We start from the raw sequence: 25,924 nt of genomic DNA on the forward strand, positions 1-25,924 counted from the left end.
TACAGGCGATATGCCTTTCTTATTGGAACCGATCGTCGCGGGCGCGCTCACCCTCGCCTCCCTCGGCAGTCCGGCCGCGACCGCGCCCACGTCGCTGCAGCTGAACGCGCACGACACCACGGGCCGGGTCGCCGCCGTCTCGCTCGCCTGCGACCCGGCGCGGGGCACCCACCCGAAGAGCAACGCCGCGTGCGCGGTGCTGGACTCGATCGACGGCGACTTCTCCCGCCTGCCGCTGCACGATCAGCCTTGCACGCTCGAATACGCGCCCGTCGACGTCACCGCCATCGGCGTGTACCGGGGCCAGCGCGTCGACTTCCGCACCACCTATTCGAACCGCTGCGCGGCCGACGCGGGTTCCAGCGGCGTCTTCGCTTTCTGAGCACGGTCTTCTGAACCACGGGTGGGGCCTCACCGCCGCCGGGGCCCCACCCCTCCTTCTCTTTTCCTTACGCTCATAGCACCACCGCGTCGTCGTTTCCCCTGCATTACCCATGAGTAACGGGTGTCCGCGAAGCACTGCGAGTCGATCAGCGCAATCGACAGTGTGCGCTGGGACACACCCAACGCCGAACACTCTGCCAGTCCCGGTGCCGACGCCGCTGGCGCAGGATTCCGCAATGGAGCCGAGCCAGCGCGACAGCGGCGAGAACACCGTGGTGCACCCGGACGGCAGGGTCGACCTCGGGGACCCGAAGAGCATCTCGGGCAGCCGGTACTTCAACGAAGAGCTGGCGCCGGTTCCGGTGTCGAAACGCACCTGGAGCACCTACAACTACTTCGCGCTGTGGATGGGGATGGCGCACAACATCCCCAGCTACGCGCTCGCGGCCTCGCTCATCGCGCTCGGCATGAACTGGGTGCAGGCGCTGCTCACGATCACCATCGGCAACATCGTGGTGCTCGCGCCGATGCTGCTCAACAGCCACGCCGGGACCAAGTACGGCATCCCGTTCCCGGTGTTCGCCCGCGCCTTCTACGGCGTCCGCGGCGCGAACCTGGCCGCGCTGCTGCGCGCGTTCATCGCGTGCGGCTGGTTCGGCATCCAGACCTGGGTCGGCGGCGAAGCCGTCTACATCATCGTCGGGCGGCTCGCCGGGCCCGGCTGGCGGGACTCCGCGGTCATCGCGGGGCAGCACTGGACGTTGTGGCTGTCCTTCGCGGTGTTCTGGGCGGTCCAGATGCTGATCATCTGGCGCGGAATGGAAGCCGTCCGCAAGTTCGAGAACTGGACCGCGCCGCTGGTGTCGGTCGGGTTCCTGATCCTGCTCGGCTACGTGCTGGTCAAGGCGGGCGGGCTCGGCCCGATCCTGTCCGAACCCGGCAAACTCGGCTGGGGCGCGGACTTCTGGAAGGTCTTCGCGCCTTCGCTGATGGCGATGATCGCGTTCTGGTCGACGCTTTCGCTGAACATGCCGGACTTCACCCGCTTCGGCGGCAGCCAGCGCAAGCAGGTGCGCGGGCAGATATTCGGCCTGCCCACCACGATGACGTTCATCGCGATCGTGGCGATCCTGACCACCTCGGGCGGCAGCGTGCTCTACGGCGAGCAGATCTGGGACCCGGCGAAGCTCGCCGACCGGTTCGACTCCCCGATCGTCGTCGTCATCGCGCTGATCGCACTGGTGCTCGCGACCATTTCGGCGAACCTCGCGGCGAACGTGGTCAGCCCTTCCTACGACTTCTCCAACGCCTTCCCCAAGAAGATCACCTTCGCGCTCGGCGGGCTGATCACCGGCGTCATCGGCATTCTGATCCAGCCGTGGCGGCTGTACTCCGATCCGAGCATCTACATCTTCGCCTGGCTCGGGTTCTACGGCGGGCTGCTCGGCGCGGTCGCCGGTGTGCTGGTCGGCGGCTACTGGGTGGTCAACAGAACGAAACTGCACCTGAAGGACCTCTACACCGAGCGGGGCGCGTACTGGTTCACCGGCGGCTGGAACTGGCGCGCGGTCGTCGCGACCATCGTCGGCGCCGTGCTCGCGGTCGGCGGTGCCTACGACGGGCCGTTCCCCGCCGACGGGCTGATCCCGTTCCTCAAACCGCTCTACGACTACAACTGGGTGGTCGGCCTCGTCGGCGCGTTCGTCGTCTACGCCCTGCTGAGCCGACCCGTCGAGAAAATCGAGAAAAAGGAGGAAACAAGTGAGCGACCTGGTCCGAGCCGGATTGATCCAGCAGCGGTGGACGGGTGACAAGGAGTCCATGATCGCGGGCGCGGTCGAGGCGATCGGCAAGGCCGCGTCCCAGGGCGCGCAGGTCGTGTGCCTCCAGGAACTGTTCTACGGCCCGTACTTCTGCCAGGTGCAGGACACCGACTACTACTCCTACACCGAGGGCATCCCGGACGGCCCGACGACCAAGCTCATGCAGGAGGTCGCCGAGCGGCACGGCGTGGTCCTCGTGGTGCCGATGTACGAAATCGAACAGCCCGGCGTGTACTACAACACCGCGGCCGTGATCGACGCCGACGGCACCTACCTCGGCAAGCACCGCAAGAACCACATCCCGCAGGTCAAGGGGTTCTGGGAGAAGTTCTACTTCCGGCCAGGCAACATGGGGTACCCGGTGTTCGACACCGCGGTCGGGCGCATTGGCGTCTACATCTGCTACGAACGCCACTTCCCCGAGGGCTGGCGCGCGCTCGGGCTCGCCGGGGCGAAGATCGTGTTCAACCCGTCGGCCACCAGCCGCGGCCTGTCGGAGTACCTGTGGCGCCTGGAACAGCCCGCCGCCGCGGTCGCGAACGAGTACTTCGTCGGCACGATCAACCGCGTCGGCGTGGAACCCTTGGGCGACAACGACTTCTACGGCCAGTCCTATTTCGCCGATCCACGCGGGCAGCTCGTCGGCGAAGCGGCGTCGGACACCGAAGAGGAGATCGTGGTCCGCGATCTGGACATGGGCAAGCTCGCGGAGGTTCGCGACCTGTGGGCGTTCTACCGCGACCGCCGCCCGGACAGCTACGGCCCCCTCGCGGAGGCGTGATGACGACGCTGATCAAGGGCGGGCAGGTCGTCGGCGTCGACGGCGCGAAGCTCCAGGACGTGCTGGTCGACGGCGAGAAGATCGCCGCGGTCGCCGCACCCGGCGTGCTCACCACCGCGGACGAGGTCATCGACGCCACCGGGAAGTACGTGCTGCCCGGCGGGATCGACGCGCACACGCACATGGAAATGCCCTTCGGGGGCACGCACTCCGTGGACACCTTCGGCACCGGCACCACCGCGGCGGCGTGGGGCGGCACCACCACGATCGTCGACTTCGCGGTGCAGGCCAAGGGCACCTCGCTTCTGTCCACTTTGGACAAGTGGCACGAGAAGGCGGACGGGAACTGCGCGATCGACTACGGGTTCCACATGATCGTGAGCGACGTCAACGACACCTCGCTCAAGGAAATGGAAGCCTGCGTCACGGCCGGTGTCGGCAGCTTCAAGATGTTCATGGCCTATCCCGGCGTGTTCTACTCGACGGACGGCGAAATCCTGCGCGCGATGGCCAAAGCGCGCGAGATCGGCGCCACGATCATGATGCACGCGGAGAACGGCATCGCGATCGATCAGCTCGCCGCGCGGGCGTTCGAGGACGGCCACACCGCGCCCGTCCAGCACGGGCTGACGCGGCCGCCCGAGCTGGAGGGCGAGGCGACCTCGCGGGCGATCACCCTCGCCAAGGTCACCGGCGCGCCGCTCTACATCGTGCACCTGTCCGCGTCGCAGGCACTCGCCGCGGTCGCCGAAGCGCGCGACGGCGGGCAGAACGTGTTCGCCGAGACCTGCCCGCAGTACCTCTACCTGTCCATTGAGGACTTGGCGAAACCGGACTTCGAGGGCGCGAAGTACGTCGCCTCTCCCCCACTGCGCGAGAAGTCGCACCAGCCGGACCTCTGGCGCGGGCTGCGGACGAACGACCTGTCCGTGGTGTCGACGGACCACTGCCCGTTCTGCTTCAAGGACCAGAAAGAGCTGGGGCGCGGGGACTTCCGCGCCATCCCGAACGGGATCCCCGGCGTCGAGCACCGGATGGACCTGCTGCACCAGGGCGTGGTGGCGGGAGAGATCTCGCTCGGCCGCTGGGTGGAAACCTGCTCGACGACACCGGCGAAGATGTTCGGTCTGTACCCGCGCAAGGGTGTCGTCGCCGCCGGGTCCGATGCGGACATCGTGCTCTACGATCCCGCCGCGACGCAGACGCTCTCGGCCGAGACGCACCACATGAACGTGGACTACTCGGCGTACGAAGGGTTCGAGCTCACCGGCAAGGTCGACACCGTGCTTTCGCGCGGCAAGGTGGTCGTGTCGCCTTCGGGTTTCGAGGGCAGCACGACGCACGGCCGCTTCCTGTCCCGCGACCTCAACCAGTACCTCAGCTAAGGAGCGCGTGGTGGACTTCGGGATCGTGCTGCAGACGGACCCGCCCGCGAGCGAGGTCGTGCGGCTGATGAAAGCCGCCGAGGACAACGGTTTCTCCTACGGCTGGACGTTCGACTCGTGCGTGCTCTGGCAGGAGCCGTTCGTCATCTATTCGCGGATCCTCGCCGAAACCTCGGCGCTGACCGTGGGCCCGATGGTGACCAGCCCGGCGACACGGGACTATTCGGTGATGGCGTCGACCTTCGCGACGCTCAACGACATGTACGGCAACCGGACGGTGTGCGGGATCGGGCGCGGGGACTCCGCGCACCGGGTCGTCGGCCGCGCACCGTCCACTTTGGCCACCGTGCGGGAGTGCATGCACCTGGTCAAGGAACTGGCCGAGGGCAGGGAGGTGCTGCTCAACGACACCCCGGTGCGGATCCCGTGGGTCCGCGACGGCAGGCTCGAGATGTGGATGGCCGGATACGGGCCGAAGGCGCTGAAGATGGTCGGCGAGCAGGCCGACGGGTTCATCCTGCAGTGCGCCGATCCCGCGATCGCGAAGTGGACGATCGGCAGCGTCCGCGACGCCGCGCGCGCCGCGGGGCGTGACCCGGAGGGCATCACGATCTGCGTCGCCGCACCGGGTTACGTCGGCGAGGACCTCGCGCACCAGCGCGAGCAGCTGCGCTGGTTCGGCGGCATGGTCGGCAACCACGTCGCCGATCTCGTCGCGCGCTACGGCGATTCGAGCTCGGTGCCGCGGGAGCTGACCGATTACATCGCGGGGCGCGAGGGGTACGACTACGCCCACCACGGCAAGGCGGGCAACCCGTCGACCGAGTTCGTACCGGACGAGATCGTCGACCGGTTCTGCTTGATCGGATCGGCCGGCGCGCATGTCGCCCGGCTGGAAGAGCTGGCCGAGCTCGGGGTCGACCAGTTCGCGCTCTACCTCATGCACGACGAACGGGAGGACACGCTGGCCGCCTACGGATCACAGGTCGTGCCGAAGCTCACCGCTTGAATTTAGGGTAGCCTTGCCTTCGTTCGGATCGCAACGCGAAGGGGAGGCACGATGGCACGGCAGGACCCGGAAGCACGCAGGACCGTGACCCGGCTCGCGATGGGGTTCATGATGACCCACGCCGTCCGCGCGGCGGCGGAGCTGAAACTGCTCGACGCGGTCGGGTCCGGTACCCGCGCGGCCGCGGACGTCGCGGCCGAATCGGGCACGCCGGTCGAGACGACGACGCGGTTGCTGCGCGCCCTCGCCGGGCTCGGCCTGTGCGCCGAGCCGCGGCCGGGCGAGTTCTCGGCGACCGCCGCCGGCGCGCTGATGCGCACCGACCACCCCGCGTCGATGCACGCCTTCGTCGAGACGTTCACCGACCCGGTGATGACCAGCGCGTGGCCGGAACTGCCGTTCAGCGTGCGCACCGGGCGCACCGCCTTCGACGAGGTGCACGGGAAGCCGTTCTTCGCTTACCTGCGCGAAGAACCCGAGAAGTCGGCGCTGTTCAACGACGCGATGCGCGACGGCACGCGCGCCATCGCCGAGGTGCTGCCGGGCTGCTTCGACTTCGGCCCGTACCGGACCGTGCTCGACATCGGCGGCGGGGACGGCACGCTGATTTCCCCTGCCCTGCGGGAAAATCCGCACCTGCGCGGGATCGTGTTCGACTCGGCGGAGGGCGGCGCGCAGGCACCGGACCGGCTCGCGGCCGCGGGCGTCGGCGACCGGTGCACCGTCGAGGCAGGGGACTTCTTCGCCGCCGTCCCCGCCGGGGCCGAGGTGTACCTGATCAAGAGCATCCTGCACGACTGGGACGACGAGCGGTCCGCGACCATCCTCGGACACTGCCGGTCGGTCATCCCGGACGACGGTCGCCTGCTGATCGTCGAACCCGTGCTGCCCGGCACGGCCGACCCCGCGATGGCCGGTCTTTACCTGTCCGACCTGAACATGCTCGTCAATGTGGGCGGCAGGGAGCGCACGCGCGCCGATTTCGAGGCGTTGTGCGCGCGAGCCGGGTTCGCCGTCACCGCGGCGAACCCGGTGCGGGACACCGGCTACTGGTTGCTGGAAGCCGTTCCCCAGTAAGGGTTTTCCCCGATAGGGCTGGCCCTACCACGGGTTCGGGGGTGGGCCGCCGGGATTTCCCTGCTGGGCACCGAAATGCTGGCCCGATGACTGGGAGAAAATTCCGCACCGCCCTCGCGCTGGGGTCCGCCATGCTCGCCGCCGCGGCGGTCGCGCCCATCGCGGCGGCGAGCACAACCGGTGTCGTCTGGGAGCGGTGCCCCGACGGATCGCCGCAGGGCTACGCCTGCGGCCACCTCGACGTGCCACTGTCCGAAACAGCACTGTCCGATCAGGACACCGACGGCAGGAAGATCAGCATCGCGCTGGCCAAGCTGCCCGCCACGGATCCCGCGCACCGGCTCGGCACCGTGTTCTACAACCCCGGCGGGCCGGGGGTCCCCGGCCGGTTCGCGCCGAAGGAGCTGATGGCCAGCCTCGGCGGGAAGTTCGACCTCGTCGGCTTCGATCCCCGGGGTGTCGGGGCGAGCGGCGCGTTGCGGTGCTTCACCGATCCCCGGCAGCTCGAAACACTGCGGGGCGCGACGGGCTTCCCGATCAGCGCGGCACAGGACCGCGCGCAGGTCGCCGCGGCCAAGACCGTCACCGACCTCTGCGCGGCGAACGGCGACGAGCTGATGGGACACCTCTCGACCGCGTCGGTGGCACGGGATCTCGACCGGCTGCGCGCGGCGTTCGGCGAGCCGAAGCTGAGGTTCTACGGCAAGTCCTACGGTTCGGTACTCGGCCAGACCTACGCGAACCTGTTCGGTGACCGTGTCGGCGCGCTCGTGCTGGACGCCGTGGACGATCCGATCAACTGGTCGACCGGCTACCGGCCGTCCGACGCCGCCAAACCGTTCAGCTTCCGGCTCGACGCCTTCCCCGACGCGCAGCGGGCGCTGGAGTCGTTCCTGCGCTCCTGCGCGGCGGCCACCGAGTGCGCCTTCCGCGAACCGGGAACCGATCTGCTCGCCAAGTACGACGGCCTGCTCGACCGGCTGCACCGGGGCCCGGTGACCGCGACGGATCCCGAAACCGGTAAGCCGCTCACGGTCAGCTACCAGGACCTGGTGTCACGTGTCCACAATGGACTTCTCGACACCGCGAAGGCACCGGCGCTGGCGCGGTTCCTGCAGGCGGTGGCCACCGCGGACGAGGGTGTCGCGTCCACCGCCGATGCCACCATCCCGACCCCCGTCGACTCGCTACTCGGCGGCGCGGCGACCTTGTGCTCGGACTCGCTGAACCCGCGCGATCCCCGCGTGTGGGCCGGGTTCGCCAGGGTCGCGGACCGCTCCGGCCGGGGGTTCGGCGCCTACGACACCTACAAGTCGCTGCCGTGCGCGACCTGGCCCGCCCTGGATCCCGGGCGCTACACCGGGCCGTGGAACCGCCCGACCGCCGCGCCGATCCTGCTGATCGCCAACCGGCAGGGCGACCCGGAAACGCCGTACCCTGGCGCGAAACGAGCCGAGAAGGCACTGGCGAACGCGCGGCTGCTGACGCTGGACACCTACGGCCACGGCTCGGTGGGTAAGAGCGCCTGCGTCGACTCGGCTGCGCAGGGCTATCTCGAACACGGCGCGCTTCCCGCGCGCGGCACCGTCTGCCCGCCGGATCGCGGGCCGTTCGACTGAGTCCGTGCCATTATCGGCGGCGTGATCACGGTAACCGACTGCGAACGAGTGCAGGCGAACTGGTTTCGCATGCGTGCGGAACGGCTCGGCGGGCGGGTGTGGACGGACGGGCCGCTGACCTGGGTCGACGGTCCGGACGGCCAGAACCTGCTGTTCCCCGAGTCGATTCCGCCCGCCGAGGTCGCACGCGGCGTCGAGCACGCCGCGCGCACCGGCGCGCCGATCGTCGGCGCGTGGCTCGGCCTCGGCGTCGACGCGTCGGCTCTTGCCGAAGCCGGGTTCGAGCGCGGGTGGTCGCCGTGGTGGATGACCGCGCCGATCGAAGCCGTCCTCCGTGCCGAACCCGATCCACGGATCGAACTCCGCCTCGACTCCGACGACTACGAAGGCGAGTACGCCGCCTACCGCGAGCAGCTCGCACTGGCCAGGGAGGAGCCGCCGCGCGCGTGGTACGCGGCGGCCTACGCGCCCGGCCGCGAGCTCGCCGGCCACGCGTGGTCCTTTTTGGACAATGGGCTCGCCGGGGTGTTCGACATGGCGGTGTGGGAGGAGTTCCAGCGCCGGGGTTTCGGCAGCGGGCTGCTCCGCGCCGTGTGCGCCGCCGCGGGTGCGGCGGGAGCCGCCCACGCCGTGCTCAACGCGACACCGGACGGCAAGAAGCTCTACCGGGCAAGGGGTTTCACGCAGATCGGCGAGGGCATCACCTGGTGGTTGCACCGGCGTCCTTGACTTCGAGCGGGCTCCTCGTCCAGCACGTGATCGACGTGATGGCCTCGCTCGCTGGCGTCGACCGCGGGCCCGCGCTCGGCGGAAGGCGCCGCGAGATCGAGGCAGGCGCGGACGAACCGAGCGGTCCACGGCGACCGGCTGCCGGACGGCCAGAGGAGCACGGTCCGGTACGGCGCCGCGTCGGGCACCGGGCGGTAGGTGACGTCGGGCCGGACGTTCCTCGCGGCCAGCGAAGCGGGCACCAGCGCCACGGCCTGGCCCAGTGCGACCACCTCCAGCAGCTGGGCGCTGTCCCGCACCACCGGGCCGTCGGCAGGGCGATCCGGGTTCCCCAGCCAGAAACCGCGGTCGACGACGGCCGGTTCCGGCCACCGCGGTGCCGGCTCGGCGACCAGATCGGCGGCGCTCAGCACCGCGCGCCCGGCCAGTTCGTGCCCCGAAGCGAGCGCCGCGACCCGGGGTTCGGTCCACAGCAGCTCGGTGTCGACGCCGCGGCCGTCGACGCAGCCGGCGATCGCCACGTCCGCCCGCCCGTCACGAACCAGGTCGGCCTGCTCACCGAATCCGCTCAGCACCACCTCGATTCCGGGCGCGTCCGGGTTCGCGCGGAACTGCTCGCGAACCCGGTGCAGCAGCTCCGTGGCGACGCCCGGATAGGCGGTGACCACGAGCCGGTGCTCCGGCTCGCCCGCGCGCCGCGTCCGGCGCACCGCGGAGTCGAGGGCACCGAGGACGACGGCCGCCTCCGCGAAGAGGGTCTCGCCTGCCGTGGTCAGCGCCAGCCGGTGCTCGGTGCGGTCGAAGAGGGCGACACCGAGCCTGCGTTCCAGTTGCCGCATGGCCCTGGACAACGGCGGCTGGGCGATGCCGAGCCGCTCGGCCGCATGCGTGATGTTGAGGTCCTCCGCGACCGCGCGGAAGTAGCGCAGTTCCCGGATCTCCGGATCGGGCATACCCCCAGGGTATGGTGCCGGACCCGTTCGGTCTTGGCGTTCCGACGCGCGGGCCGCTGGGGTGGGGGCATGAACGACGTAGCGCTCGTCACCGGAGCCAACAAGGGAATCGGCAAGGAGATCGTCCACCAGCTCGCCCTGCGGGGCTCGACCGCCTATCTCGGCGCCCGCGATCCCGAGCGCGGGCGCGCGGCCGTCGAGGACCTGAACGACGGCGGCGAACTGGACATCCGATACGTCCAGCTCGACGTGACCGACCCGGGATCGGTCGAGGCGGCCGTCCGGCGGATCGAGGCCGAGACGGGACGGCTGGACGTGCTGGTCAACAACGCCGGGGTGGCGGCCGAGTGGGGCGTCCCGACGACCGACGTCACGGCCGCTCAGCTCCGCGAAGTGTATGAGGTCAACGTCTTCGGCGTCGTCACCGTGACCTCGGCTTGCCTGCCCCTCCTGCGCCGCTCGCCCAACCCGCGGATCGTCAACATGTCCAGCGGGCTCGCCTCGGTCGGGCTGTTGAGCGATCCGGCGAGCCCGGTGGCGGCCCGGGGAACGCTCGCGTACAGCACGTCGAAGGCCGCGCTCAACGCGATGACCCTGCTCTACGCCGAAGCCCTGCGCGCCGACGGCATCAAGGTCAACGCCACCAGCCCCGGCCTCGTGCCGACCGACGGCAACGCCGGCGCGGCCTTCCCCCGCGGCGACCGCACCACGGCCGACGGCGCCGCCGTCCCGGTCCTGCTCGCGACGATCCCCGCCGACGGCCCCACCGGCACCTTCCGCGGCCCGGACTCCTTCGACGAGATCATCCCGTGGTGATCACGCTCGGTCCGAAGCTGTCGCGTCACGCCGGGACCTCGCGCGTGTCGAGCGACCGTTCGAAGAAGGTCTCGAGCACGACGATCGTCTGCGTGCTCGAGACCCCGTCGATCGCGAAGAGCCTCCGGAGCGAACCCTGCAACGCTTCCGTGGTCGGGGTCCGGAGCTTCACCAGCAGAGTGGCCGGGCCCGCGATGACGTGCGCTTCGACGACTTCCGGGAGCGCTTCGAGCGCTTCCCTGACCGGTGCTTCGCCCATCCAGGCGCTGGCCTCGACCATGACGAACGCCGCGACGCCACGGCCTGCCGCCACCGGGTCGACGTCGACGGTGGTGCGCCTGATGACGCCCTGTTCGCGCAGCTTCCGCACCCGCTCGTGCGCGGCGCCCGCGGACAGCCCCACGGCCCGCCCCAGCACGGCGTAGGCCTGTGTGGCGTCGCGCTGCAGCTCAGCGAGCAGCTTTCGATCGAGCTCGTCCATGGTTTGACGATATCAGATTCGGCAGTTCATACTGACTACCAGATTTCATTCGGCGAACAGGGGGACTACGTGGACCGGGTCAAGACGGAGTTCGTGGTGCTGGACGAGCGGTTCTCCCGCTGCAACGGCGACGAGTGGATGCAGCGGCTGCACACCGGGTGCCGGTGGACCGAGGGCCCGGTGTACTTCCCGGCTGGCCGGTACCTGCTGTTCAGCGACATCCCGAACGACCGCACCCTGCGGTGGGACGAGACGACCGGCCAGGTCGGCGTGTTCCGGCAGCCCGCGGGCTACGCGAACGGGCACACCAGGGACCGGGCGGGCCGGTTGATCAGCTGCGAGCAGGGCCACCGCCGAGTCACCCGCACCGAACCGGACGGCCGCGTGACGGTGCTCGCGGAGCGCTATCGCGGCCGGAAGCTCAACAGCCCCAACGATGTCGTCGAGCGGTCCGACGGATCGATCTGGTTCACCGACCCGAGCTACGGCATCGACAGCGACTACGAGGGCTACCGCGCGGAAAGCGAGATCGGGGCGTGCCACGTGTACCGCGTCGATCCGGTGGACGGCGAGGTTCGGATCGTCGCCGACGACTTTGAGCGGCCGAACGGGCTCGCGTTCTCCGTTGACGAAAGCAAGCTCTACATCGCCGACACCCGCCAGGATCCCAGTCATATCCGGGTGTTCCGCGTTTCCGGCGACGGGTCGCTCAGCGGCGGCAAGGTGTTCGGCACCTGCGACGACGGCGGTTTCGACGGCGTCAGGGTGGACACGGCGGGGCGGGTCTGGGCCGCCGCCCACGACGGCCTGCACTGCTTCGCCCCCGACGGCACCCTGATCGGCAAGCTCCAGATGCCCGAGATCTGCTCGAATCTGACCTTCGGCGGGCCGCGGGGCAACGAACTGTTCATCACCGCGTCGAGTTCGGTCTACACCCTCCGCGTCACCTTCAACGGCGCGCGCTGAAACTCAGTCCAGCAGGGCCTGGTAGACGAAGCGGCGGAAGTCCTGGCGCAGCGGGTGCGTGCTCGACGGCAGGAGCTGGGTGAACAGCAGCGCGGTGACCTCGTTGGCGGGGTCCACCCAGAACGCCGTGCTCGCCGCGCCACCCCAGGCGATTTCCCCTTGCGGCGCCAGGGTTTTCGCCTTGACCGGGTCTTCGAGCACGGAGAAGCCGAGGCCGAAACCGTAGCCGTCGTAGGGCATCTCGGCGAACAGCGGGCGGCCGAACTGTTCGAGGTCGACGTGACCGGGCAGGTGGTTCCCGCGCATCAGCGCGACCGTGCGCGGCCCGAGCAGCCGCACGCCGTCGAGTTCCCCTTCCCGCAGCAGGAACTGGGTGAACCGGTGGTAGTCGGCGGCGGTCGACACCAGCCCGCCACCGCCCGAAAGGTAGGCGGGCCGCCCGTCGACCGGGTACGCGAGCAGGTCGTTGCGGACGATCGCATCCGAACCGGGCACGGCGAGGTACAGCGCGGCGAGCCGGTCGAGTGAACCCGGTGCGGCTTCGAACCCGGTCTCGGTCATCCCGAGCGGGTCGAGGATCCGGGTGCGGAAGAACTCGTCGAGCGGCTGCCCCGAAGCGACTTCGACGAGCCTGCCCAGCACGTCGGTGGCCACCGAGTAGTTCCATTCGGTACCGGGCTGGAACAGCAGCGGTAGCGCGGCCCACTGCTCGACCGCGCTCGCGAGGCTCGTGCCCCGCGGGGCCCACCATTCGTAGCCCGCCTTGCGGTACAGCTCGTCGACGGCGTGCGCGTGCTGGAAACCGTAGGTCAGGCCCGCGGTGTGGGTGAGCAGGTGCCAGACGCGGATGGGTTCGGTGGCGGGCACCGTCGCCATCGCCTGCGCCGAGCCGCGCGCGTACACCCTCGGCTCGGCGAATTCGGGAAGCCAGCGCGAAATCGGGTCGGTGAGGTCGAAAACGCCTTCCTCGTAGAGCATCATCGCGGCCACCGAGGTGACCGGCTTGCTCATCGAGAAGACGCGCCAGAGCGTGTCCCGCTCCACCGGCGAGCCCGCCTCGATGTCGCGGAGCCCGTGCTGGCCGAGATACACCACCTTGCCCCGCCGGGAGACCACCGCGAGCGTGCCCGGCAGCAGTCCTTTGTCGACGTAGCGCCCGAAGTACCCGTCGAGCCGGGCGAGCCTGCCGGGGTCGAACCCCGCCTCGGCCGGGTCCGCCTCGACCGCCAGTGTCCGCGTCATGCAGTCGTTCTTACCCGAATACGCCCGGTTTCTCGACCACTCAGGACCGTTCGGCCGCCTTCTCCGCGCGCCACTGCTCGTCGTCGCGGCCGATCCGCCAATAGCCGGAAATGGACAGCAGGTCCTTCGACACCCCGCGCTCGTCGAGCAGGTGGCGCCGCAGTTCCTTGACGAATCCCGCTTCGCCGTGCACGAACGCCTGCACGGTGCCGTCGTCGAAGGTCAGGTCGCGCACCGCGGCCACCAGGTCGCCGCCGGAAGACCGGTGCAGCCACGAAATCTGCGCGTCGCCCTTCGTCACCAGCGGCTGTTCCTCCGCCGCGTCCTCGACCAGGACGACCGCCCGCGCCCGCGCACCCGGCGGCAGCGCCTCCAGGCTCGCCGCGATCGCGGGGAGCGCGCTTTCGTCGCCGACGAACAGGTGCCAGTCGACATCGTGCCTCGGCGCGTACGCCCCGCCGGGGCCAAGCAGGAGCAGTTCGTCGCCCGGTTTCGCGTTCGCCGCCCACGGACCGGCCAGGCCCTCGTCCCCGTGGTGCACGAAGTCGAGCGACAGCTCGCCCGCTTCGGCGTCGTAGTGCCGCACGGTGTAGGTGCGCATGCGAGGGTGCTGCTCGCGCGGCAGTTCGGCGCGGATCGTGTCGATGTCGAACGGCTCGGGGTAGGTGACGCCGTCGACCTTGAACAGCACCTTGACGTAGGCGTCGGTGAACTCGTTCGGGGTGAAGGCCGCGAGACCGGGGCCGCCAGCCACGATCCTGAGCATGTGCGGCGTGAGCCGCTCGGTGCGGAGCACGGTCAGCCGGGTGACCGGCCGCCCTCCGCGTCGGGAAGTGTCCGCCATGTACCGCTCCTCGAAGAAAGTCAGGGATCTCTACGGTAAGGCTACCCTTACATTGAGCGGAGGGCTCGGGGATTTCCCCGATGCCGAGACTCGGCCCGCCGTCCTACCGTGGGCACCATGGAGACACCTGGGGGAAATCCCGCGGACCTGCGAGTCTCGGACGCCGAACGGGAGCACGTCGTCGAGCTGCTCAACCGGGCGACCGGGCATGGCCTGCTCGACCTCGCCGAGTTCACCGAGCGCACCGACATCGCGCTCGCCGCGCGCACCCGCGGCGAGCTGAACGCCGTGCTCCTCGACCTGCCGGGGCTCACCCACACCGAGGAACCGCGCCGCGCACCGGTTCCGGGCGAACTGCTCGAACTGGTCGAACACGGCGCGCCGATCCGCCGTTCCGGCGCCTGGCCGGTGCCGAAGACGGTGGTGGTGCGCCCACGCTCGCGCACGGCGTCGCTCGACTTCACCGGTGCGCGGATCGACCACGCCGAGGTCAGGATCGAGCTGCACTGCCGTTCCACGCACGTCCGGCTCCGCCTCCCCGAAGGCGCCACGGCCGACACCACCTTGTTGCGCCGCAAGGAAAAACCCGCCGCGGTGCGGGACCGCGGCGGGTTCTGCGGATCGGGCGGCACGCCGCATTTCGTGGTCACCGGCAGGGCGGCGCACGGCGCGGTCGTGCTGCTGCCGCCTCGCTGAGGCGTCGTCATTCCCGGCTCGCCGCGAGCGTGACGGGCCGCGGCCGCGTCGCGGCGACACCGCTGGCGAGGCTGCTGATCCCGACCACCGCGAACGCGCCAGCGACCACCGCGCCCAGCAGTGCCCACGGCACCACCACGGACGGGGCACCGGTGACGCGCCCGGTCGCCGAGCCGATCGCGAAGAGCGTGCCCGAAGCCGCGAGGCAGCCGAGCGCGAGCCCGATCGCGGTCACCACCCAGGACTCGACGAACGCCATCCGCACCACCTGCGCCCTGCTGAGACCGGTCATCCTGGCCACCGCGAACTCGCGGCGGCGCTCGGCGGCGGCGATCACCACCGCGTTGATCACGGCGACGACCGCGTAGAGCCCGGCGAGGCCCATCAGCACCGCCATGATCCCCGAATTCGTGACGCGCTGGCCGTCCGCCTTCGCGGCCACCGCCTCGGCGACCCCCACCGGGTTCCCCACGCCCTCGGCCCGGATCCGCGCCGCCAGCGCGCCCACGTCCGCACCGGGTGCCGCGCGCACGATCGTGGTCGCCTTCCCCGCCGCGAGCACGTCAGCGCCCACCACTTCCCTCGGTACCAGGAAGCTCGCGCCGCCGTTCATCGTCGGCGCCTGCGCGGCGACCACCCGCAACGGCACCTTCCCGCGCGCGGTCTTCGCACGCACGGTGTCCCCGATCGCGAGTCCCCGATCCCCGCTGCGCTTGGGGCCGACCGCGATCGTGTCGCCGTGCAGGTCCGCGAACGAGCCTTCGGCGAGCGGCCTCGGATGCGTCCGCTGGTAGGCGGCGGGGTCGACGGCGAGCACCGAGCCGCGGATCTCCTTGGTCTTCGGCTTGCCGTTCCCGACCTCGGCGAGCACCGGCATCGTCAGCGCGATTTCCGTCGATGCCGTTCCGACGCCGGGCAGGCCCGCGATCCGCTGCGCGGCCGCGCCGGTCGAGTCGACCACCAGATCGCCCGCGATCGCCCGTTCCTGCTCGCCGCGCGTCGCCTCGGACAGCGAGCCGAACGTGCCCGCCTGCCCGACCAGCAACGCCACCAGCACGAGCAACGGCGCCGCGGTCGAGGCGCTGCGGCGGACCCCGTCGCGCAGGTTGGCCTGGGCGAGCAGGCCGATCGTGGTGCCGCGCAACAGGAATCCGGCCAGCAGACCCGCGAACGGCACCACGAGCGGGCTGAACGCGCTCATCGCGATCGCCCCGGTGATGCCGACGAACAGCGTGATCGGGATGACGCCGTCGCCCGGCACGATCCTGGAGACGATCATGAGCGCGATCGCGCCCGCGGCGAACAGGATGCCGAAGAACCACCGCGGCGCGGTCATCACGCGCGTCGCGGTGCCGGTTTCGCGCACCGCGTCGAGCGGCCGGACCTTCGCCGCGCGCCGTGACGCGGCCAGCACACCCGCGAGCGCGACACCGACGCCGACCCCCGCGGACACGCCGAGGATCCACGACTGCCAGCGGGGCGCGAAATCCGGCGGCAGGAACCCGAGATCGGTCAGCAGCCAGCTCTGGAACCGCATCGCGGCCAGCCCGAGCGGCACGCCGATCCCGGTCCCGATCGCGCCGAGCACGAGCGCTTCGGACAGCAGCAGCCTGCGCACCTGTCCCCTCGCCCCGCCGACGAGCCGCAACAGCGCGAGATCGCGCCTGCGCTGCGCCACGGTGAACGCGAAGGTCGAGCTGACGATGAAGATCGCGAGGAACGCCGAAAGCCCGAGCGTCATGCCGAGCAGGGTGATCGCGCCCGTGTAGCCGTCGCGCAGGCGGTCGGCCACCTCCGGCGGCAGGTCCGCCGAGATGTCCGGGGACGCCGCGGAAACCAGGATCAGCAGGGACGACTGCACGAGCGCGACCCCGAGGCACACCGTGAGGACCGCGCCGATGAACAGCGGCCACCGTTCGCGGAAGGTGCTCAGCGACAGGCGGAACACCTACGACTCCAGCCGGGCGAGCCGGTCGGCGACCTCGCGGGAGGACAGCCGCCCCGCGGTGTCCACGACCCTGCCGTCGGAGAGGAACACGACCGCGTCCGCGCACGCCGCGGCGGCCGGGTCGTGCGTCACCATCATGATCGTCTGCCCCTCGGCGTCGACGAGCCGCCGCAGCAGCCCGAGCACCGTGCGCGCGGACTTCGAATCGAGCGCGCCGGTGGGCTCGTCGGCGAAGAGCACCGACGGACGGGTGGCCATCGCGCGCGCGATGGCCACCCGCTGCTGCTGCCCGCCGGAGAGCTCGCGCGGCCGGTGCCCGCCGCGGTCGGCGAGCCCGACCGAAGCCAGCACGTCGCGGACGTCCTTTTTGGACACCCGGACACCCGCGAGTTTCAGCGGCAGCGCCACGTTCTGCTCCGCGGTCAGCGAGCCGACCAGGTTGAAGCTCTGGAAGACGAACCCGACCTCGCGGCGGCGCAACGCGGTGAGCGCGGCGTCCGAGGCCGAGGTGATGTCGGTGCCGCCGAGGAGCACCTGCCCCGAGCTGACCTGCTCCAGCCCCGCCGCGCAGTGCAGCAGGGTGGACTTGCCGGACCCCGATGGCCCCATCACCGCGGTCCACGACCCCGACGGCAGCGCGAGGCTGACGTCGTCGAGCGCGGTCACCGCGGCGTGCTTCGTCCCGTAGCCGCGCGAAACCCCGCGCAGCTCGATCGCGACCGCGCCGGGCACCGCGCCCGGCTCCCGGTCGAGCTGGATGGCTGTCGTCATAAGAGGAATTCCACCGTGCGGGCTACACCTCCGGCACGACTGCCGACCACCGGAACCGCGGTGGGGACAGCCCTACCCCAGTTCGCGCGCGAACCTCGCGAAGCCGTCGGCGGTGGCTTGCCGGAACCCGATGAACAGCCGGTTCGCCAGCGGCACGCCCCAGCGGAGCCGGTCCGCGACGTTGTAGACCCGGTGCGTCACCCGCGCGCCCCCGCCCGGCTCCCCCACCACCTCGTACTCGCCGCGATACCACCAGCCGCCCTGGCACGCCACGGTCCCCCGCTCGCGGTCGACCTCCAGGTTCGGCGCGCCCGTGAGCCTGGTTTCCAGGGCTTCGAGCACGTCCGCCGCGGGCGCACTGACCACTTCGGACACTTCGACCATCAGCTTCTTCTTGGGGCGCTTCATTTCCCCGCCCACGACCTCGGGTCGGTGACGCGGGTGTTCTGGAACGACGCGACGCGCCAGCGGTCGTCGTCGCACACCAGCACGTAGGTGATCAGCGACTCGCGCTCGGTGCCCTGCACCGGCTTGCCGTCGAGCGAGGACCCGCCGCCCACCAGCACGACGGCGACGTCGGGTCGCAGGAACCGGATCTTCGGCGGCGCGCCGCCGCCGACCAGCTTCGCGCCCTTCAGCGGCCCGGCGGACATCGCGCGGCGCAGCTCCTCGATCTTCGCGCGGCCCGGCGTGTTCATCCCGAAGAACGTGATGTAGTCCGCGTCCTCGGTGAAGTGGTCCGCGTACGCGGCGGCGTCGTCGGTGTTCCACGCCTCCGCCATGCCCTCCAGCGTGGCGAGGACCTGGGCTTCCTTCGTGTCGGTCATGCGCTTTCCCCTTTTGATCGCGAACAGTGTTCGTTGACGAACACCGTTCTACAGACGAACGCCGTTCGCGTCAAGTACAGTGTTCGTGACCTGTTCGCGAAGAAGGGCAGCACATGGACCTCCCCGCCCCGCCATGGCAGCGCGCCCCCCGGCGCCGTGCGGTGAAGCCACCGCTGTCGCAGGACCTGGTGGTGCGCGCCGGGCTGGAGATCCTCGCCGAGGAAGGCATCGACGCGGTGAGCATGCGCCGCGTCGCGCAGGCGCTGGACACCGGACCGGCCTCGCTGTACGCGCACGTGTCCAACAAGGACGAACTCGACGAGCTGATGTTCGACCGGGTCATCGCCGAGGTCGAAGTGCCCGAGCCGGATCCGGCGCGCTGGCGCGACCAGATCAAGGAGCTGTTGCAGGCGCAGGCGCGCGCCATGCTCGCCTACCCCGGGATCGCGAAGGTGGCTTGGCGCACCATGATGATCCCCCTCGGGCCGAACGCGTTGCGCCAGGGCGAAGCGCAGCTCGCACTGCTGCGCGCGGGCGGGCTTTCGGCACGGCACGCCGCCTACGCGGGTGACGCGCTTTCCACCTATGCCAAGGCTTTCGCCTACGAAGCGAACGCGTGGTCGTCGGGCGAGTTCTCCTCGGCGGAGGCCGCCGAGCGGGGCAAGCAGATGACCGACTACCTGCGCTCGCTGCCGGAGGGGACCTTCCCGAACCTGCTCGAAACCATGACGATGTTCAACGCCGACAACGCAACGGAACGCTTCGTCTTCGCACTGGACGCCTTCCTGAACGGCCTGCCCACGGACTCAGCCGACGGGTGATTCCCCTGAAGGCCGCGGTGTTTCCCGCTTGATGGACATGCCGTGATGGCCACCATGACGGCGTTCAGTGCCCTCATGGTGGCCATCAGGGCTCGAAGAGCCGGGCGGAAGTCAGCGGTAGAGCAGGGAAGCGGCGACGTGCGCGACGATCCCCGCCTGCCCGGCCTCGGTGCGGACCACGCTCCAGTGGCCAGGGTCCAACTGGCGCGCGGCGACCCTGCCGTCGGCGCTCGTGCGCAGGTCCACCCCGTCGACCCGGACCCGCCGGTCCAGCGGCACCCGCACCGGCTTCGCCTGCGACTGCACCGTGCCCGTGCCGGGAAGGTCGACGGAGTCGTAGACCTCCGGCAGCACGCCCGTCGTCGTGCGGACCTCGGCGCACTCCTGGCGAGCGCCCACTTCGGGGCACAGCGTGATGAAGTTCCCCTGCGGCCCGTCGGACCAGGACACGATCCGCCACGAGGTGGGCACCCCGACAGCGCGAACGATCGAGTCGACGGCGCCTTCGTCGAGGGACGAAGCGACCTGCACGAGGGTCTGATCGGGCACCCCGGCGCTGCCCAGCACGCTCACCCAGCCGGTACTCGGTGGTCCCGGCACGACGAGTTCGCGCTCACCACCGGGGCTGACCGTCCTGAACCGCCCCGTCGCCCCGTCCCCCAGCGGGACCGGCGGACCGGCCGGTTCGGGCGCGGTGCCCGTGCGGTGCATCGTCAGCACGACCGTGCGCCCGTCCGCGGCTTCGTACTGGGCGCTGCTGGACGACAACATCCCGAACTCCCCCACCGGCGAGATGGTCCACGAGGTCTGGGCGAATCCCGGCAGGGGATGCCGGAGGCGGACCGCCATCGGGGGCGGCATCAGTTTCGCCGGGAACGCGGGCACCTCGGTCACGCTCGGCGGCGCGGCGACGTCGGTCCGGCCGTGGCCCGCGCCCCACCACGCGACCCCGCCGACGAGCCCGCCCGCGGTCACCGCGACGACCACGGCCACCGCCGCGGCACGGCGGCGGACCTGCCGCCGGTGGATCCGGCGCCGCACCCCGGCGAAGACGTCGTCGGGATCGGGCGCGCACGCTTCGCGCTCCCGCAAGGTGCCCCGAAGGACATCGAGGTCGTTCATCGTGTTCCCGCTTCCTGTTCGTGCACGCGCACCCTCAGCGCGTTCAACCCGCGTGACACGTGGCTCCGGACGGTCGCCACCGCGCACCCGAGCACTTCGGCGATTTCGTGGTCGTCGCGGTCTTCGTAGAAGCGCAGCACGATCGCGACCTGCTGCGAGCGCGGCAAGGTCGCCAGCAGAGCGGCCAGTTCGGCGCCGTCGGCGATCCGCTCGGCGGGATCGGCGACGCCGGGCAGCTCCCCCACATCGTCCACAGTGGACACCGAGCGCTGGTACCAGCGGCCACGCCAGGTCAGGTAGCCGTTGACCACCATCCGCCGCAGGTACAGGTCGGGGCGCTCGGCCGAGGACACCCTCGCCCACCTACCGTGCGCCTTCACCAGCGCGTCCTGCACGAAGTCCTGCGCGCGGTCGCGGTCACCGGTCAGCACCGCGGCGAACCGGACCAGTCCGGGGAGGTGCTCCCCGGCGAACTCATCGAACTGCACATGAAGAGGACTACGGCACGGGCGCGTTCTGTGGCAGTTTCCGCGGAAAGAATTCAGGCGACCAGTCTGCGCACCACGCCGTCGGCGAGCAGCCTGCCGCGATCGGTCAGCACCGCCCTGCCCCGTTCGTCGAGCGCCGACGGGTCGAGCAGCCCTTCCGCCGCCGCCGCGCGGGCCTCGGCCACCCCCGCGTCGTCCAGCGCGGTGAGCGGCAGCCCTTCCACCACCCGCAGTTCCAGCATGACGCGTTCGAGGTGCCGGTCCTGCTCGGTGAGCACCTCGTGCCCCGCCGACGGTGATCCGCCCTCGGCCAGCGTCGCGGCGTAGCGCGCGGGGTGCTTCAAGTTCCACCAGCGGACGCCGCCGACGTGGCTGTGCGCGCCGGGGCCCGCGCCCCACCAGTCGCCGCCGCGCCAGTAACCCACGTTGTGGCGGCAGCGCGCGGCCTCGGACGCGGCCCAGTTCGACACCTCGTACCAGGTCAGCCCGGCGCCGGACAGGACGCGGTCGATGAGCTCGTAGTCGGCGGCGAGCACGTCGTCGTCGGGTGCGGGCAGCTCACCGGTCCGCACGCGGCGCGCGAGCGCGGTGCCCTCCTCGACGATCAGCGCGTACGCCGAAACGTGGTCGACCCCGGCCGAGAGCACGGCGTCGAGCGAGCGCTGGAGGTCTTCGACGCGCTCCCCCGGCGTGCCGTAGATGACGTCGAGGTTGACGTGCTCGAACCCGGCGGCGCGCGCTTCGGCGACCGCGGCGCCGGGACGTCCCGGCGTGTGCACGCGGTCGAGGATCGCCAGCACGTGCTTCGCGGCGGACTGCATGCCCAGCGACACCCGCGTGTACCCGGCGTCGCGGATGCCCGCGAAGAACTCCGGTGAGGTCGACTCGGGATTCGACTCCGTGGTCACCTCGGCACCGTCGGCGAGCCCGAACGCGCCGCGCACCGCGTCGAGTACCGAACCCAGCCCGGAAGCCCCGAGCAGGGACGGGGTGCCGCCGCCGACGAACACCGTGTCCGCGGCGGGCGGCGCGCCGAGCGTTTCGGCGGCCAGCTCCAGCTCCCGTTCGAGCCCGGCGAGCCACGATTCCGGTGACGCGCCGGAACCGAGCTCGCCCGCGGTGTAGGTGTTGAAGTCGCAGTAACCGCACCGCGTCGCACAGAACGGCACGTGGACGTACACGCCGAACGGCCTCGTCCCGAGCCCGGCCAAGGCGGTCTCGGGAAGGGTGAACGGGCGGGTGGCGGTCTTCTCGGGCACGGTTCCAGTGTCCCCGTTGACGCGCTGACCGGCGCAATCGGGGCGCACGTGATCCTGCTCCCAGCATGCGGACGCGTCTGGACCAGCATGTGGGCGAGTGGCACCCTGGGGGCGTGACTCATGCCGGGATCCGACTCGTGGCGCGACGCCACGTCGATCTGCGGCGTGTCGCCAGCGCCCTGTGCCAGGCGACCGACTGACTCCTGCCACCACTGTTCCACGAACACGGACCGCAGGCATCGGTCGCTCCGCGAAGCGCCCCGCCACGGATGCCTGGGCGCTTCACGGCTGGGCCGGTGCTTCTCGACAGCACCCGGAGGATCCGTATGGCCTCGCCCACTCGCCAGAGCCCGAACGCGAGTCGCGCCGCGCGCCCCAAGCAACGCCGGGGCGAAGGGCAGTGGGCCCTCGGCTACCGAGAGCCGCTCAACCCGAACGAGCGCTCGAAGAAGGACGACAGCCCGCTCAACGCGCGCGCCCGCATCGAGAACATCTACGCGCACCGGGGCTTCGACTCGATCGACCCCGGTGACCTGCGCGGCCGGTTCCGCTGGTTCGGCCTGTACACCCAGCGCAAGCCCGGGATCGACGGCGGCCGCACCGCGACGCTGGAACCCGAGGAATTGGACGACCGGTACTTCATGCTGCGGGTCCGCCTCGACGGCGGCGCGCTGACCACCGCGCAGCTCGCCGTGCTCGGCGAGATCTCGCAGACGCACGCGCGGGACACCGCGGACATCACCGACCGCCAGAACATCCAGTACCACTGGATCCAGATCGAGGACGTGCCGACGATCTGGGAGAAGCTCGAAGGCGCGGGCATGACCACGATGGAGGCGTGCGGTGACAGCCCGCGCGTCATCCTCGGTTCCCCCGTCGCGGGGATCGCCGCCGACGAGATCATCGACGGCACTCCGGCGATCGACGAGATCAAGCGCCGCTACATCGGCAAGCCCGAGTTCGCGAACCTGCCGCGCAAGTTCAAGACCGCGGTCTCCGGGCAGGCCGACGTCGCGCACGAGATCCACGACGTCGCGTTCGTCGGCGTGGACCACCCCGAGCACGGTCCCGGTTTCGACGTGTGGGTCGGCGGCGGGCTGTCCACCAACCCGATGATCGGCCAGCGCCTCGGCGCGTGGGTCCCCCGCGACGAGGTGCCCGACGTGTGGGAAGGCGTGATCAGCGTCTTCCGCGACTACGGCTACCGGCGGCTGCGGTCGCGGGCGCGGATCAAGTTCCTGGTCAAGGACTGGGGCGCCGAAAAATTCAGGCAGGTTCTCGAATCCGAGTACCTCAAGCGCCCGCTGATCGACGGCCCGGCGCCCGAGGTGCCGCCGCAGCCGATCGACCACGTAGGCGTGCACAAGCAGACCGACGGCAAGTTCTACGTCGGCGCGGCACCGGTCGCGGGCCGGGTCTCCGGTACCACGCTGATCGCGGTGGCGAAGGCGGCCGAGCGCGCCGGGTCGGGCCGGGTGCGGCTGACCCCGCAGCAGAAGCTCGTGGTGCTGGACGTCGAATCCGGTGACGTCGACGACCTGAAGTCCGATTTGGACGAACTGGGCCTTCGCGTCGAACCGTCGCCGTGGCGCCGCGGCGTGATGGCGTGCACCGGGATCGAGTTCTGCAAGCTCGCGATCGTCGAGACGAAGCAGCGCGCGCACGACCTCGTCGCCGCGCTGGAAACCAGGCTGGCGGACATCCAGTCGCATGTGGACACCCCGGTTTCGGTACACCTCAACGGCTGCCCCAACTCGTGCGCCCGCGTCCAGACCGCCGACATCGGGCTCAAGGGCCAGATCGTCACCGACTCCGACGGCAAGCAGGTCGAGGGCTTCCAGGTGCACCTCGGCGGTGGCCTCGGGCTCGACGCCGGGTTCGGCCGGAAGCTGCGTGGGCACAAGGTCACCGCCGCACAGCTGATCGACTACGTCGAGCGCGTGGTACGCAACTACGTCGAGCAACGCGAGGACGGCGAGCGCTTCCCCCAATGGGTCGCGCGCGCGGACGAAAGCGCCCTGCAGTGACCGAGCGCGCGGCGCCGTTCTACTGCCCGTACTGCGGTGACGAAGATCTCCGCCCGGAAGAAGACCACGCGGGCGCGTGGTTGTGCACCGGGTGCCGCCGGGTTTTCTCGGTGCAGTTCGTCGGATTGTCCTTACCGGAAGCGAACGAGGTGAGCGGATCATGACCACCGCGACGGATCACCGCGCCCTGGCCGAGCGCGCGTCGGCGGACCTGGCGGACGCCACCGCCGAAGAGGCGCTCCGCTGGACGGCCGAAACCTTCGGCGACGACTTCATCGTGGCGTCGAACATGCAGGACGCGGTCCTGATCGACCTGGCGGCGAAGGTGAAGCCCGATTTCGACGTGCTGTTCCTCGAAACCGGCTACCACTTCGCGGAGACGATCGGCACGCGCGACGCGGTGGAAGCCGTCTACCCCGGGGTGCGGATCGTCAACGCGCAGGCCGAGCAGAGCGTCGCCGAGCAGGACGCGCAGTACGGCGAGAAGCTGCACGACCGCGACGCGACGCTGTGCTGCAACCTGCGCAAAGTGGTCCCGCTGCGCAAAACGCTGGCGAACTACTCCGCGTGGGTCACCGGGGTGCGCCGGGTGGACGCGCCGACGCGGGCGAACACCCCGATCGTCACGTGGGACGAGCGCAACGGGCTGGTCAAGATCAACCCGATCGCGCCGTGGACCGACGAGGAGTTCGACGGCTACCTCCGCGACCACGGCATCCTGCAGAACCCGCTGGTGTCGGTGGGCTACCTCTCGATCGGCTGCGCGCCGTGCACCGCGAAGGTGCTGCCGGGGCAGGACCCGCGCAGCGGCCGGTGGGCGGGCCAGTCCAAGACCGAGTGCGGTTTGCACGGCTGAAAGGGAGTACATGACCACGCTCGAACCCGCGGCGGATGCCGCGCAGGACAACCTGGCAGCGCTGGAATCCGAAGCGATCCACATCTTCCGCGAGGTCGCGGGGGAATTCGACCGCCCCGTGATCCTGTTCTCCGGTGGCAAGGACTCGACCCTGCTGCTGCACCTGGCGATCAAGGCGTTCTGGCCGGCGCCGGTCCCGTTCCCGCTGCTGCACGTCGACACCGGGCACAACTTCGACGAGGTGATCGAGTTCCGCGACCGCGTGGTCGCCGAGCACGGGCTGCGCCTGGTGGTGGCGAAGGTGCAGGACTGGATCGACGACGGGCGGCTGGAGGAGCGCGCGGACGGCCTGCGCAATCCGCTGCAGACCACCCCGCTGCTCGACACGATCGCGGAGAACAAGTTCGACGCGGTGTTCGGCGGCGGCCGCCGCGACGAGGAGCGCGCCAGGGCGAAGGAGCGGATCTTCAGCCTGCGCAACGCTTTCGGGCAGTGGGAGCCGCGGCGGCAGCGGCCGGAGCTGTGGAACCTCTACAACGGACGGCACCGCCCCGGTGAGCAGGTGCGGGTGTTCCCGCTGTCGAACTGGACCGAGTCCGACGTCTGGAACTACATCGGGCGGGAGAAGGTCGAACTGCCCTCGATCTACTACGCGCACCGGCGCGAGGTGTACCAGCGCGACGGGATGTGGCTCGCCGAAGGCCCTTGGGGCGGCCCCCGGCCCGGTGAGGAAGTGCGCGAGCTGACCGTGCGCTACCGGACCGTCGGCGACGGCTCGTGCACCGGCGCCGTCGAGTCCACCGCGTCCACAGTGGACGAAGTGATCGCCGAGGTGTCCGCGTCCAGGCTGACCGAACGCGGCGCGACGAGGGCCGACGACCGGATGTCCGAGGCGGCCATGGAAGACCGCAAACGAGAGGGTTACTTCTGATGAGTGATGACGACCGCAGGGAGGAATCGCTCCAGATGACACAGCCGACTCGTGCCTCATCGGTGTTGT

Annotated in this window: 28 protein-coding genes; 17 read left to right on the top strand and 11 right to left on the bottom strand. The window is 70.4% G+C overall.

What is annotated here, in order from left to right; genetic code table 11:
* Positions 1-10 precede the first annotated feature (10 nt).
* From HUW46_RS03580 to HUW46_RS03615, 8 genes are all read left to right on the top strand, one after another.
* Positions 11-382 (top strand): SSI family serine proteinase inhibitor, encoded by a 372-nt coding sequence (locus tag HUW46_RS03580; protein WP_215545902.1) that lies wholly within the window; start codon positions 11-13, stop codon positions 380-382.
* A 238-nt stretch (positions 383-620) separates the two neighbouring features.
* The gene (locus HUW46_RS03585) at positions 621-2,195 is read left to right on the top strand and encodes an NCS1 family nucleobase:cation symporter-1 (RefSeq protein WP_215549648.1); all 1,575 of its coding nucleotides are present in this window, start codon (positions 621-623) and stop codon (positions 2,193-2,195) included.
* The gene (locus HUW46_RS03590; protein WP_215545903.1) at positions 2,146-2,988 is read left to right on the top strand and encodes a nitrilase-related carbon-nitrogen hydrolase; all 843 of its coding nucleotides are present in this window, start codon (positions 2,146-2,148) and stop codon (positions 2,986-2,988) included. Before HUW46_RS03585 ends, HUW46_RS03590 begins: the two co-directional genes overlap by 50 nt.
* A complete protein-coding gene (hydA, locus tag HUW46_RS03595) occupies positions 2,988-4,373 on the top strand; it encodes a dihydropyrimidinase (protein WP_215545904.1) in 1,386 nt (461 codons plus the stop codon). The genes HUW46_RS03590 and hydA overlap by 1 nt, the downstream gene beginning before the upstream one ends.
* A gap of 10 nt (positions 4,374-4,383) precedes the next feature.
* Positions 4,384-5,382, top strand: a complete 999-nt coding sequence (locus HUW46_RS03600; RefSeq protein ID WP_215545905.1) for a TIGR03842 family LLM class F420-dependent oxidoreductase — start codon at positions 4,384-4,386, stop codon at positions 5,380-5,382.
* A gap of 51 nt (positions 5,383-5,433) precedes the next feature.
* Positions 5,434-6,459 (top strand): methyltransferase, encoded by a 1,026-nt coding sequence (locus tag HUW46_RS03605; RefSeq protein WP_215545906.1) that lies wholly within the window; start codon positions 5,434-5,436, stop codon positions 6,457-6,459.
* Between the two features lie 86 nt (positions 6,460-6,545).
* Positions 6,546-8,078, top strand: a complete 1,533-nt coding sequence (locus tag HUW46_RS03610) for an alpha/beta hydrolase (RefSeq protein WP_215545907.1) — start codon at positions 6,546-6,548, stop codon at positions 8,076-8,078.
* 21 nt (positions 8,079-8,099) lie between these two features.
* On the top strand, positions 8,100-8,807 hold the full coding sequence (locus HUW46_RS03615) for a GNAT family N-acetyltransferase (RefSeq protein ID WP_215545908.1): 708 nt from the start codon (positions 8,100-8,102) through the stop codon (positions 8,805-8,807).
* Here HUW46_RS03615 and HUW46_RS03620 read toward each other — a convergent pair.
* The gene (locus HUW46_RS03620) at positions 8,741-9,760 is read right to left on the bottom strand and encodes a LysR family transcriptional regulator (RefSeq protein WP_215545909.1); all 1,020 of its coding nucleotides are present in this window, start codon (positions 9,758-9,760) and stop codon (positions 8,741-8,743) included. The genes HUW46_RS03615 and HUW46_RS03620 overlap by 67 nt on opposite strands.
* Positions 9,761-9,829: 69 nt before the next feature.
* On the opposite strand from HUW46_RS03620, the gene HUW46_RS03625 reads away from it, so the two are divergent.
* On the top strand, positions 9,830-10,576 hold the full coding sequence (locus HUW46_RS03625) for an SDR family oxidoreductase (RefSeq protein ID WP_215545910.1): 747 nt from the start codon (positions 9,830-9,832) through the stop codon (positions 10,574-10,576).
* A gap of 25 nt (positions 10,577-10,601) precedes the next feature.
* Here HUW46_RS03625 and HUW46_RS03630 read toward each other — a convergent pair whose 3' ends face one another.
* Positions 10,602-11,057 carry an Lrp/AsnC family transcriptional regulator gene (locus tag HUW46_RS03630; protein WP_215545911.1) on the bottom strand — a complete coding sequence of 152 codons (456 nt, stop codon included), beginning with the start codon at positions 11,055-11,057 and terminating at the stop codon, positions 10,602-10,604.
* Between the two features lie 69 nt (positions 11,058-11,126).
* Between HUW46_RS03630 and HUW46_RS03635 the strand changes: the two genes are divergently transcribed.
* The gene (locus HUW46_RS03635) at positions 11,127-12,023 is read left to right on the top strand and encodes an SMP-30/gluconolactonase/LRE family protein (RefSeq protein ID WP_215545912.1); all 897 of its coding nucleotides are present in this window, start codon (positions 11,127-11,129) and stop codon (positions 12,021-12,023) included.
* A 3-nt stretch (positions 12,024-12,026) separates the two neighbouring features.
* Here the strand turns inward: HUW46_RS03635 and HUW46_RS03640 are convergent, their stop codons facing one another.
* Together HUW46_RS03640 and HUW46_RS03645 are read right to left on the bottom strand one after the other, a co-directional pair.
* Positions 12,027-13,265 carry a serine hydrolase domain-containing protein gene (locus HUW46_RS03640; RefSeq protein ID WP_215545913.1) on the bottom strand — a complete coding sequence of 413 codons (1,239 nt, stop codon included), beginning with the start codon at positions 13,263-13,265 and terminating at the stop codon, positions 12,027-12,029.
* A 40-nt stretch (positions 13,266-13,305) separates the two neighbouring features.
* Positions 13,306-14,109, bottom strand: coding sequence for a siderophore-interacting protein (locus tag HUW46_RS03645; protein ID WP_215545914.1), 804 nt, complete (start codon positions 14,107-14,109; stop codon positions 13,306-13,308).
* A 117-nt stretch (positions 14,110-14,226) separates the two neighbouring features.
* On the opposite strand from HUW46_RS03645, the gene HUW46_RS03650 reads away from it, so the two are divergent.
* A complete protein-coding gene (locus HUW46_RS03650; protein ID WP_215545915.1) occupies positions 14,227-14,805 on the top strand; it encodes a DUF1707 SHOCT-like domain-containing protein in 579 nt (192 codons plus the stop codon).
* A gap of 7 nt (positions 14,806-14,812) precedes the next feature.
* On the opposite strand, the gene HUW46_RS03655 is transcribed toward HUW46_RS03650, so the two are convergent.
* The 4 genes from HUW46_RS03655 to HUW46_RS03670 all read right to left on the bottom strand — a co-directional run bounded on the left by HUW46_RS03655 (position 14,813) and on the right by HUW46_RS03670 (position 18,351).
* Positions 14,813-16,753, bottom strand: coding sequence for an FtsX-like permease family protein (locus tag HUW46_RS03655; protein WP_215545916.1), 1,941 nt, complete (start codon positions 16,751-16,753; stop codon positions 14,813-14,815).
* Positions 16,754-17,524 carry an ABC transporter ATP-binding protein gene (locus HUW46_RS03660; protein ID WP_215545917.1) on the bottom strand — a complete coding sequence of 257 codons (771 nt, stop codon included), beginning with the start codon at positions 17,522-17,524 and terminating at the stop codon, positions 16,754-16,756. It abuts the gene before it with no gap.
* A 72-nt stretch (positions 17,525-17,596) separates the two neighbouring features.
* Positions 17,597-17,932, bottom strand: a complete 336-nt coding sequence (locus HUW46_RS03665; protein ID WP_254125773.1) for a hypothetical protein — start codon at positions 17,930-17,932, stop codon at positions 17,597-17,599.
* Positions 17,929-18,351 (bottom strand): SgcJ/EcaC family oxidoreductase, encoded by a 423-nt coding sequence (locus HUW46_RS03670; protein WP_215545918.1) that lies wholly within the window; start codon positions 18,349-18,351, stop codon positions 17,929-17,931. Before HUW46_RS03670 ends, HUW46_RS03665 begins: the two co-directional genes overlap by 4 nt.
* Before the next feature lie 113 nt (positions 18,352-18,464).
* Between HUW46_RS03670 and HUW46_RS03675 the strand changes: the two genes are divergently transcribed.
* The gene (locus HUW46_RS03675) at positions 18,465-19,172 is read left to right on the top strand and encodes a TetR/AcrR family transcriptional regulator (RefSeq protein ID WP_215545919.1); all 708 of its coding nucleotides are present in this window, start codon (positions 18,465-18,467) and stop codon (positions 19,170-19,172) included.
* A gap of 111 nt (positions 19,173-19,283) precedes the next feature.
* Here HUW46_RS03675 and HUW46_RS03680 read toward each other — a convergent pair whose 3' ends face one another.
* From HUW46_RS03680 to hemW, 3 genes are read right to left on the bottom strand one after another with little or no spacing between them, the layout of a single operon-like run.
* Entirely contained in the window at positions 19,284-20,294 is a 1,011-nt protein-coding gene (locus HUW46_RS03680) for a hypothetical protein (protein WP_215545920.1), read from the bottom strand.
* Entirely contained in the window at positions 20,291-20,782 is a 492-nt protein-coding gene (locus tag HUW46_RS03685; RefSeq protein ID WP_215545921.1) for a SigE family RNA polymerase sigma factor, read from the bottom strand. Before HUW46_RS03685 ends, HUW46_RS03680 begins: the two co-directional genes overlap by 4 nt.
* Before the next feature lie 53 nt (positions 20,783-20,835).
* The gene (hemW, locus tag HUW46_RS03690; RefSeq protein WP_215545922.1) at positions 20,836-22,041 is read right to left on the bottom strand and encodes a radical SAM family heme chaperone HemW; all 1,206 of its coding nucleotides are present in this window, start codon (positions 22,039-22,041) and stop codon (positions 20,836-20,838) included.
* Between the two features lie 65 nt (positions 22,042-22,106).
* On the opposite strand from hemW, the gene HUW46_RS48980 reads away from it, so the two are divergent.
* The 5 genes from HUW46_RS48980 to cysD all read left to right on the top strand — a co-directional run bounded on the left by HUW46_RS48980 (position 22,107) and on the right by cysD (position 25,855).
* Complete coding sequence (locus HUW46_RS48980) at positions 22,107-22,241, top strand: putative leader peptide (RefSeq protein WP_442860913.1); 135 nt, start codon at positions 22,107-22,109, stop codon at positions 22,239-22,241.
* 126 nt (positions 22,242-22,367) lie between these two features.
* A complete protein-coding gene (locus HUW46_RS03695) occupies positions 22,368-24,068 on the top strand; it encodes a nitrite/sulfite reductase (protein ID WP_215545923.1) in 1,701 nt (566 codons plus the stop codon).
* The gene (locus HUW46_RS03700; protein WP_215545924.1) at positions 24,065-24,232 is read left to right on the top strand and encodes an Insertion element protein; all 168 of its coding nucleotides are present in this window, start codon (positions 24,065-24,067) and stop codon (positions 24,230-24,232) included. The genes HUW46_RS03695 and HUW46_RS03700 overlap by 4 nt, the downstream gene beginning before the upstream one ends.
* Positions 24,229-24,924 (top strand): phosphoadenylyl-sulfate reductase, encoded by a 696-nt coding sequence (locus HUW46_RS03705; RefSeq protein WP_215545925.1) that lies wholly within the window; start codon positions 24,229-24,231, stop codon positions 24,922-24,924. The genes HUW46_RS03700 and HUW46_RS03705 overlap by 4 nt, the downstream gene beginning before the upstream one ends.
* Before the next feature lie 10 nt (positions 24,925-24,934).
* Positions 24,935-25,855 carry a sulfate adenylyltransferase subunit CysD gene (gene cysD / locus HUW46_RS03710; RefSeq protein ID WP_215545926.1) on the top strand — a complete coding sequence of 307 codons (921 nt, stop codon included), beginning with the start codon at positions 24,935-24,937 and terminating at the stop codon, positions 25,853-25,855.
* Positions 25,856-25,924: the final 69 nt, after the last annotated feature.

Origin of the sequence: Amycolatopsis sp. CA-230715, from assembly GCF_018736145.1 — a bacterium.
Lineage (GTDB): Bacteria > Actinomycetota > Actinomycetes > Mycobacteriales > Pseudonocardiaceae > Amycolatopsis.

Bases quoted from the DNA above. Each gene is read 5' to 3' on its own strand.
- HUW46_RS03605 (WP_215545906.1), top strand. From the start codon at position 5,434: ATGGCACGGCAGGACCCGGAAGCACGCAGGACCGTGACCCGGCTCGCG.
- cysD (WP_215545926.1), top strand. From the start codon at position 24,935: ATGACCACGCTCGAACCCGCGGCGGATGCCGCGCAGGACAACCTGGCA.
- HUW46_RS03625 (WP_215545910.1), top strand. From the start codon at position 9,830: ATGAACGACGTAGCGCTCGTCACCGGAGCCAACAAGGGAATCGGCAAG.
- HUW46_RS03630 (WP_215545911.1), bottom strand. From the start codon at position 11,057: ATGGACGAGCTCGATCGAAAGCTGCTCGCTGAGCTGCAGCGCGACGCC.
- HUW46_RS03620 (WP_215545909.1), bottom strand. From the start codon at position 9,760: ATGCCCGATCCGGAGATCCGGGAACTGCGCTACTTCCGCGCGGTCGCG.
- HUW46_RS03640 (WP_215545913.1), bottom strand. From the start codon at position 13,265: ATGACGCGGACACTGGCGGTCGAGGCGGACCCGGCCGAGGCGGGGTTC.
- hydA (WP_215545904.1), top strand. From the start codon at position 2,988: ATGACGACGCTGATCAAGGGCGGGCAGGTCGTCGGCGTCGACGGCGCG.
- HUW46_RS03585 (WP_215549648.1), top strand. From the start codon at position 621: ATGGAGCCGAGCCAGCGCGACAGCGGCGAGAACACCGTGGTGCACCCG.
- HUW46_RS03645 (WP_215545914.1), bottom strand. From the start codon at position 14,109: ATGGCGGACACTTCCCGACGCGGAGGGCGGCCGGTCACCCGGCTGACC.
- HUW46_RS03680 (WP_215545920.1), bottom strand. From the start codon at position 20,294: ATGAACGACCTCGATGTCCTTCGGGGCACCTTGCGGGAGCGCGAAGCG.
- HUW46_RS48980 (WP_442860913.1), top strand. From the start codon at position 22,107: ATGCGGACGCGTCTGGACCAGCATGTGGGCGAGTGGCACCCTGGGGGC.
- HUW46_RS03705 (WP_215545925.1), top strand. From the start codon at position 24,229: ATGACCACCGCGACGGATCACCGCGCCCTGGCCGAGCGCGCGTCGGCG.
- HUW46_RS03610 (WP_215545907.1), top strand. From the start codon at position 6,546: ATGACTGGGAGAAAATTCCGCACCGCCCTCGCGCTGGGGTCCGCCATG.
- HUW46_RS03660 (WP_215545917.1), bottom strand. From the start codon at position 17,524: ATGACGACAGCCATCCAGCTCGACCGGGAGCCGGGCGCGGTGCCCGGC.
- HUW46_RS03580 (WP_215545902.1), top strand. From the start codon at position 11: ATGCCTTTCTTATTGGAACCGATCGTCGCGGGCGCGCTCACCCTCGCC.
- HUW46_RS03670 (WP_215545918.1), bottom strand. From the start codon at position 18,351: ATGACCGACACGAAGGAAGCCCAGGTCCTCGCCACGCTGGAGGGCATG.
- HUW46_RS03665 (WP_254125773.1), bottom strand. From the start codon at position 17,932: ATGAAGCGCCCCAAGAAGAAGCTGATGGTCGAAGTGTCCGAAGTGGTC.
- HUW46_RS03675 (WP_215545919.1), top strand. From the start codon at position 18,465: ATGGACCTCCCCGCCCCGCCATGGCAGCGCGCCCCCCGGCGCCGTGCG.
- HUW46_RS03650 (WP_215545915.1), top strand. From the start codon at position 14,227: ATGGAGACACCTGGGGGAAATCCCGCGGACCTGCGAGTCTCGGACGCC.
- HUW46_RS03695 (WP_215545923.1), top strand. From the start codon at position 22,368: ATGGCCTCGCCCACTCGCCAGAGCCCGAACGCGAGTCGCGCCGCGCGC.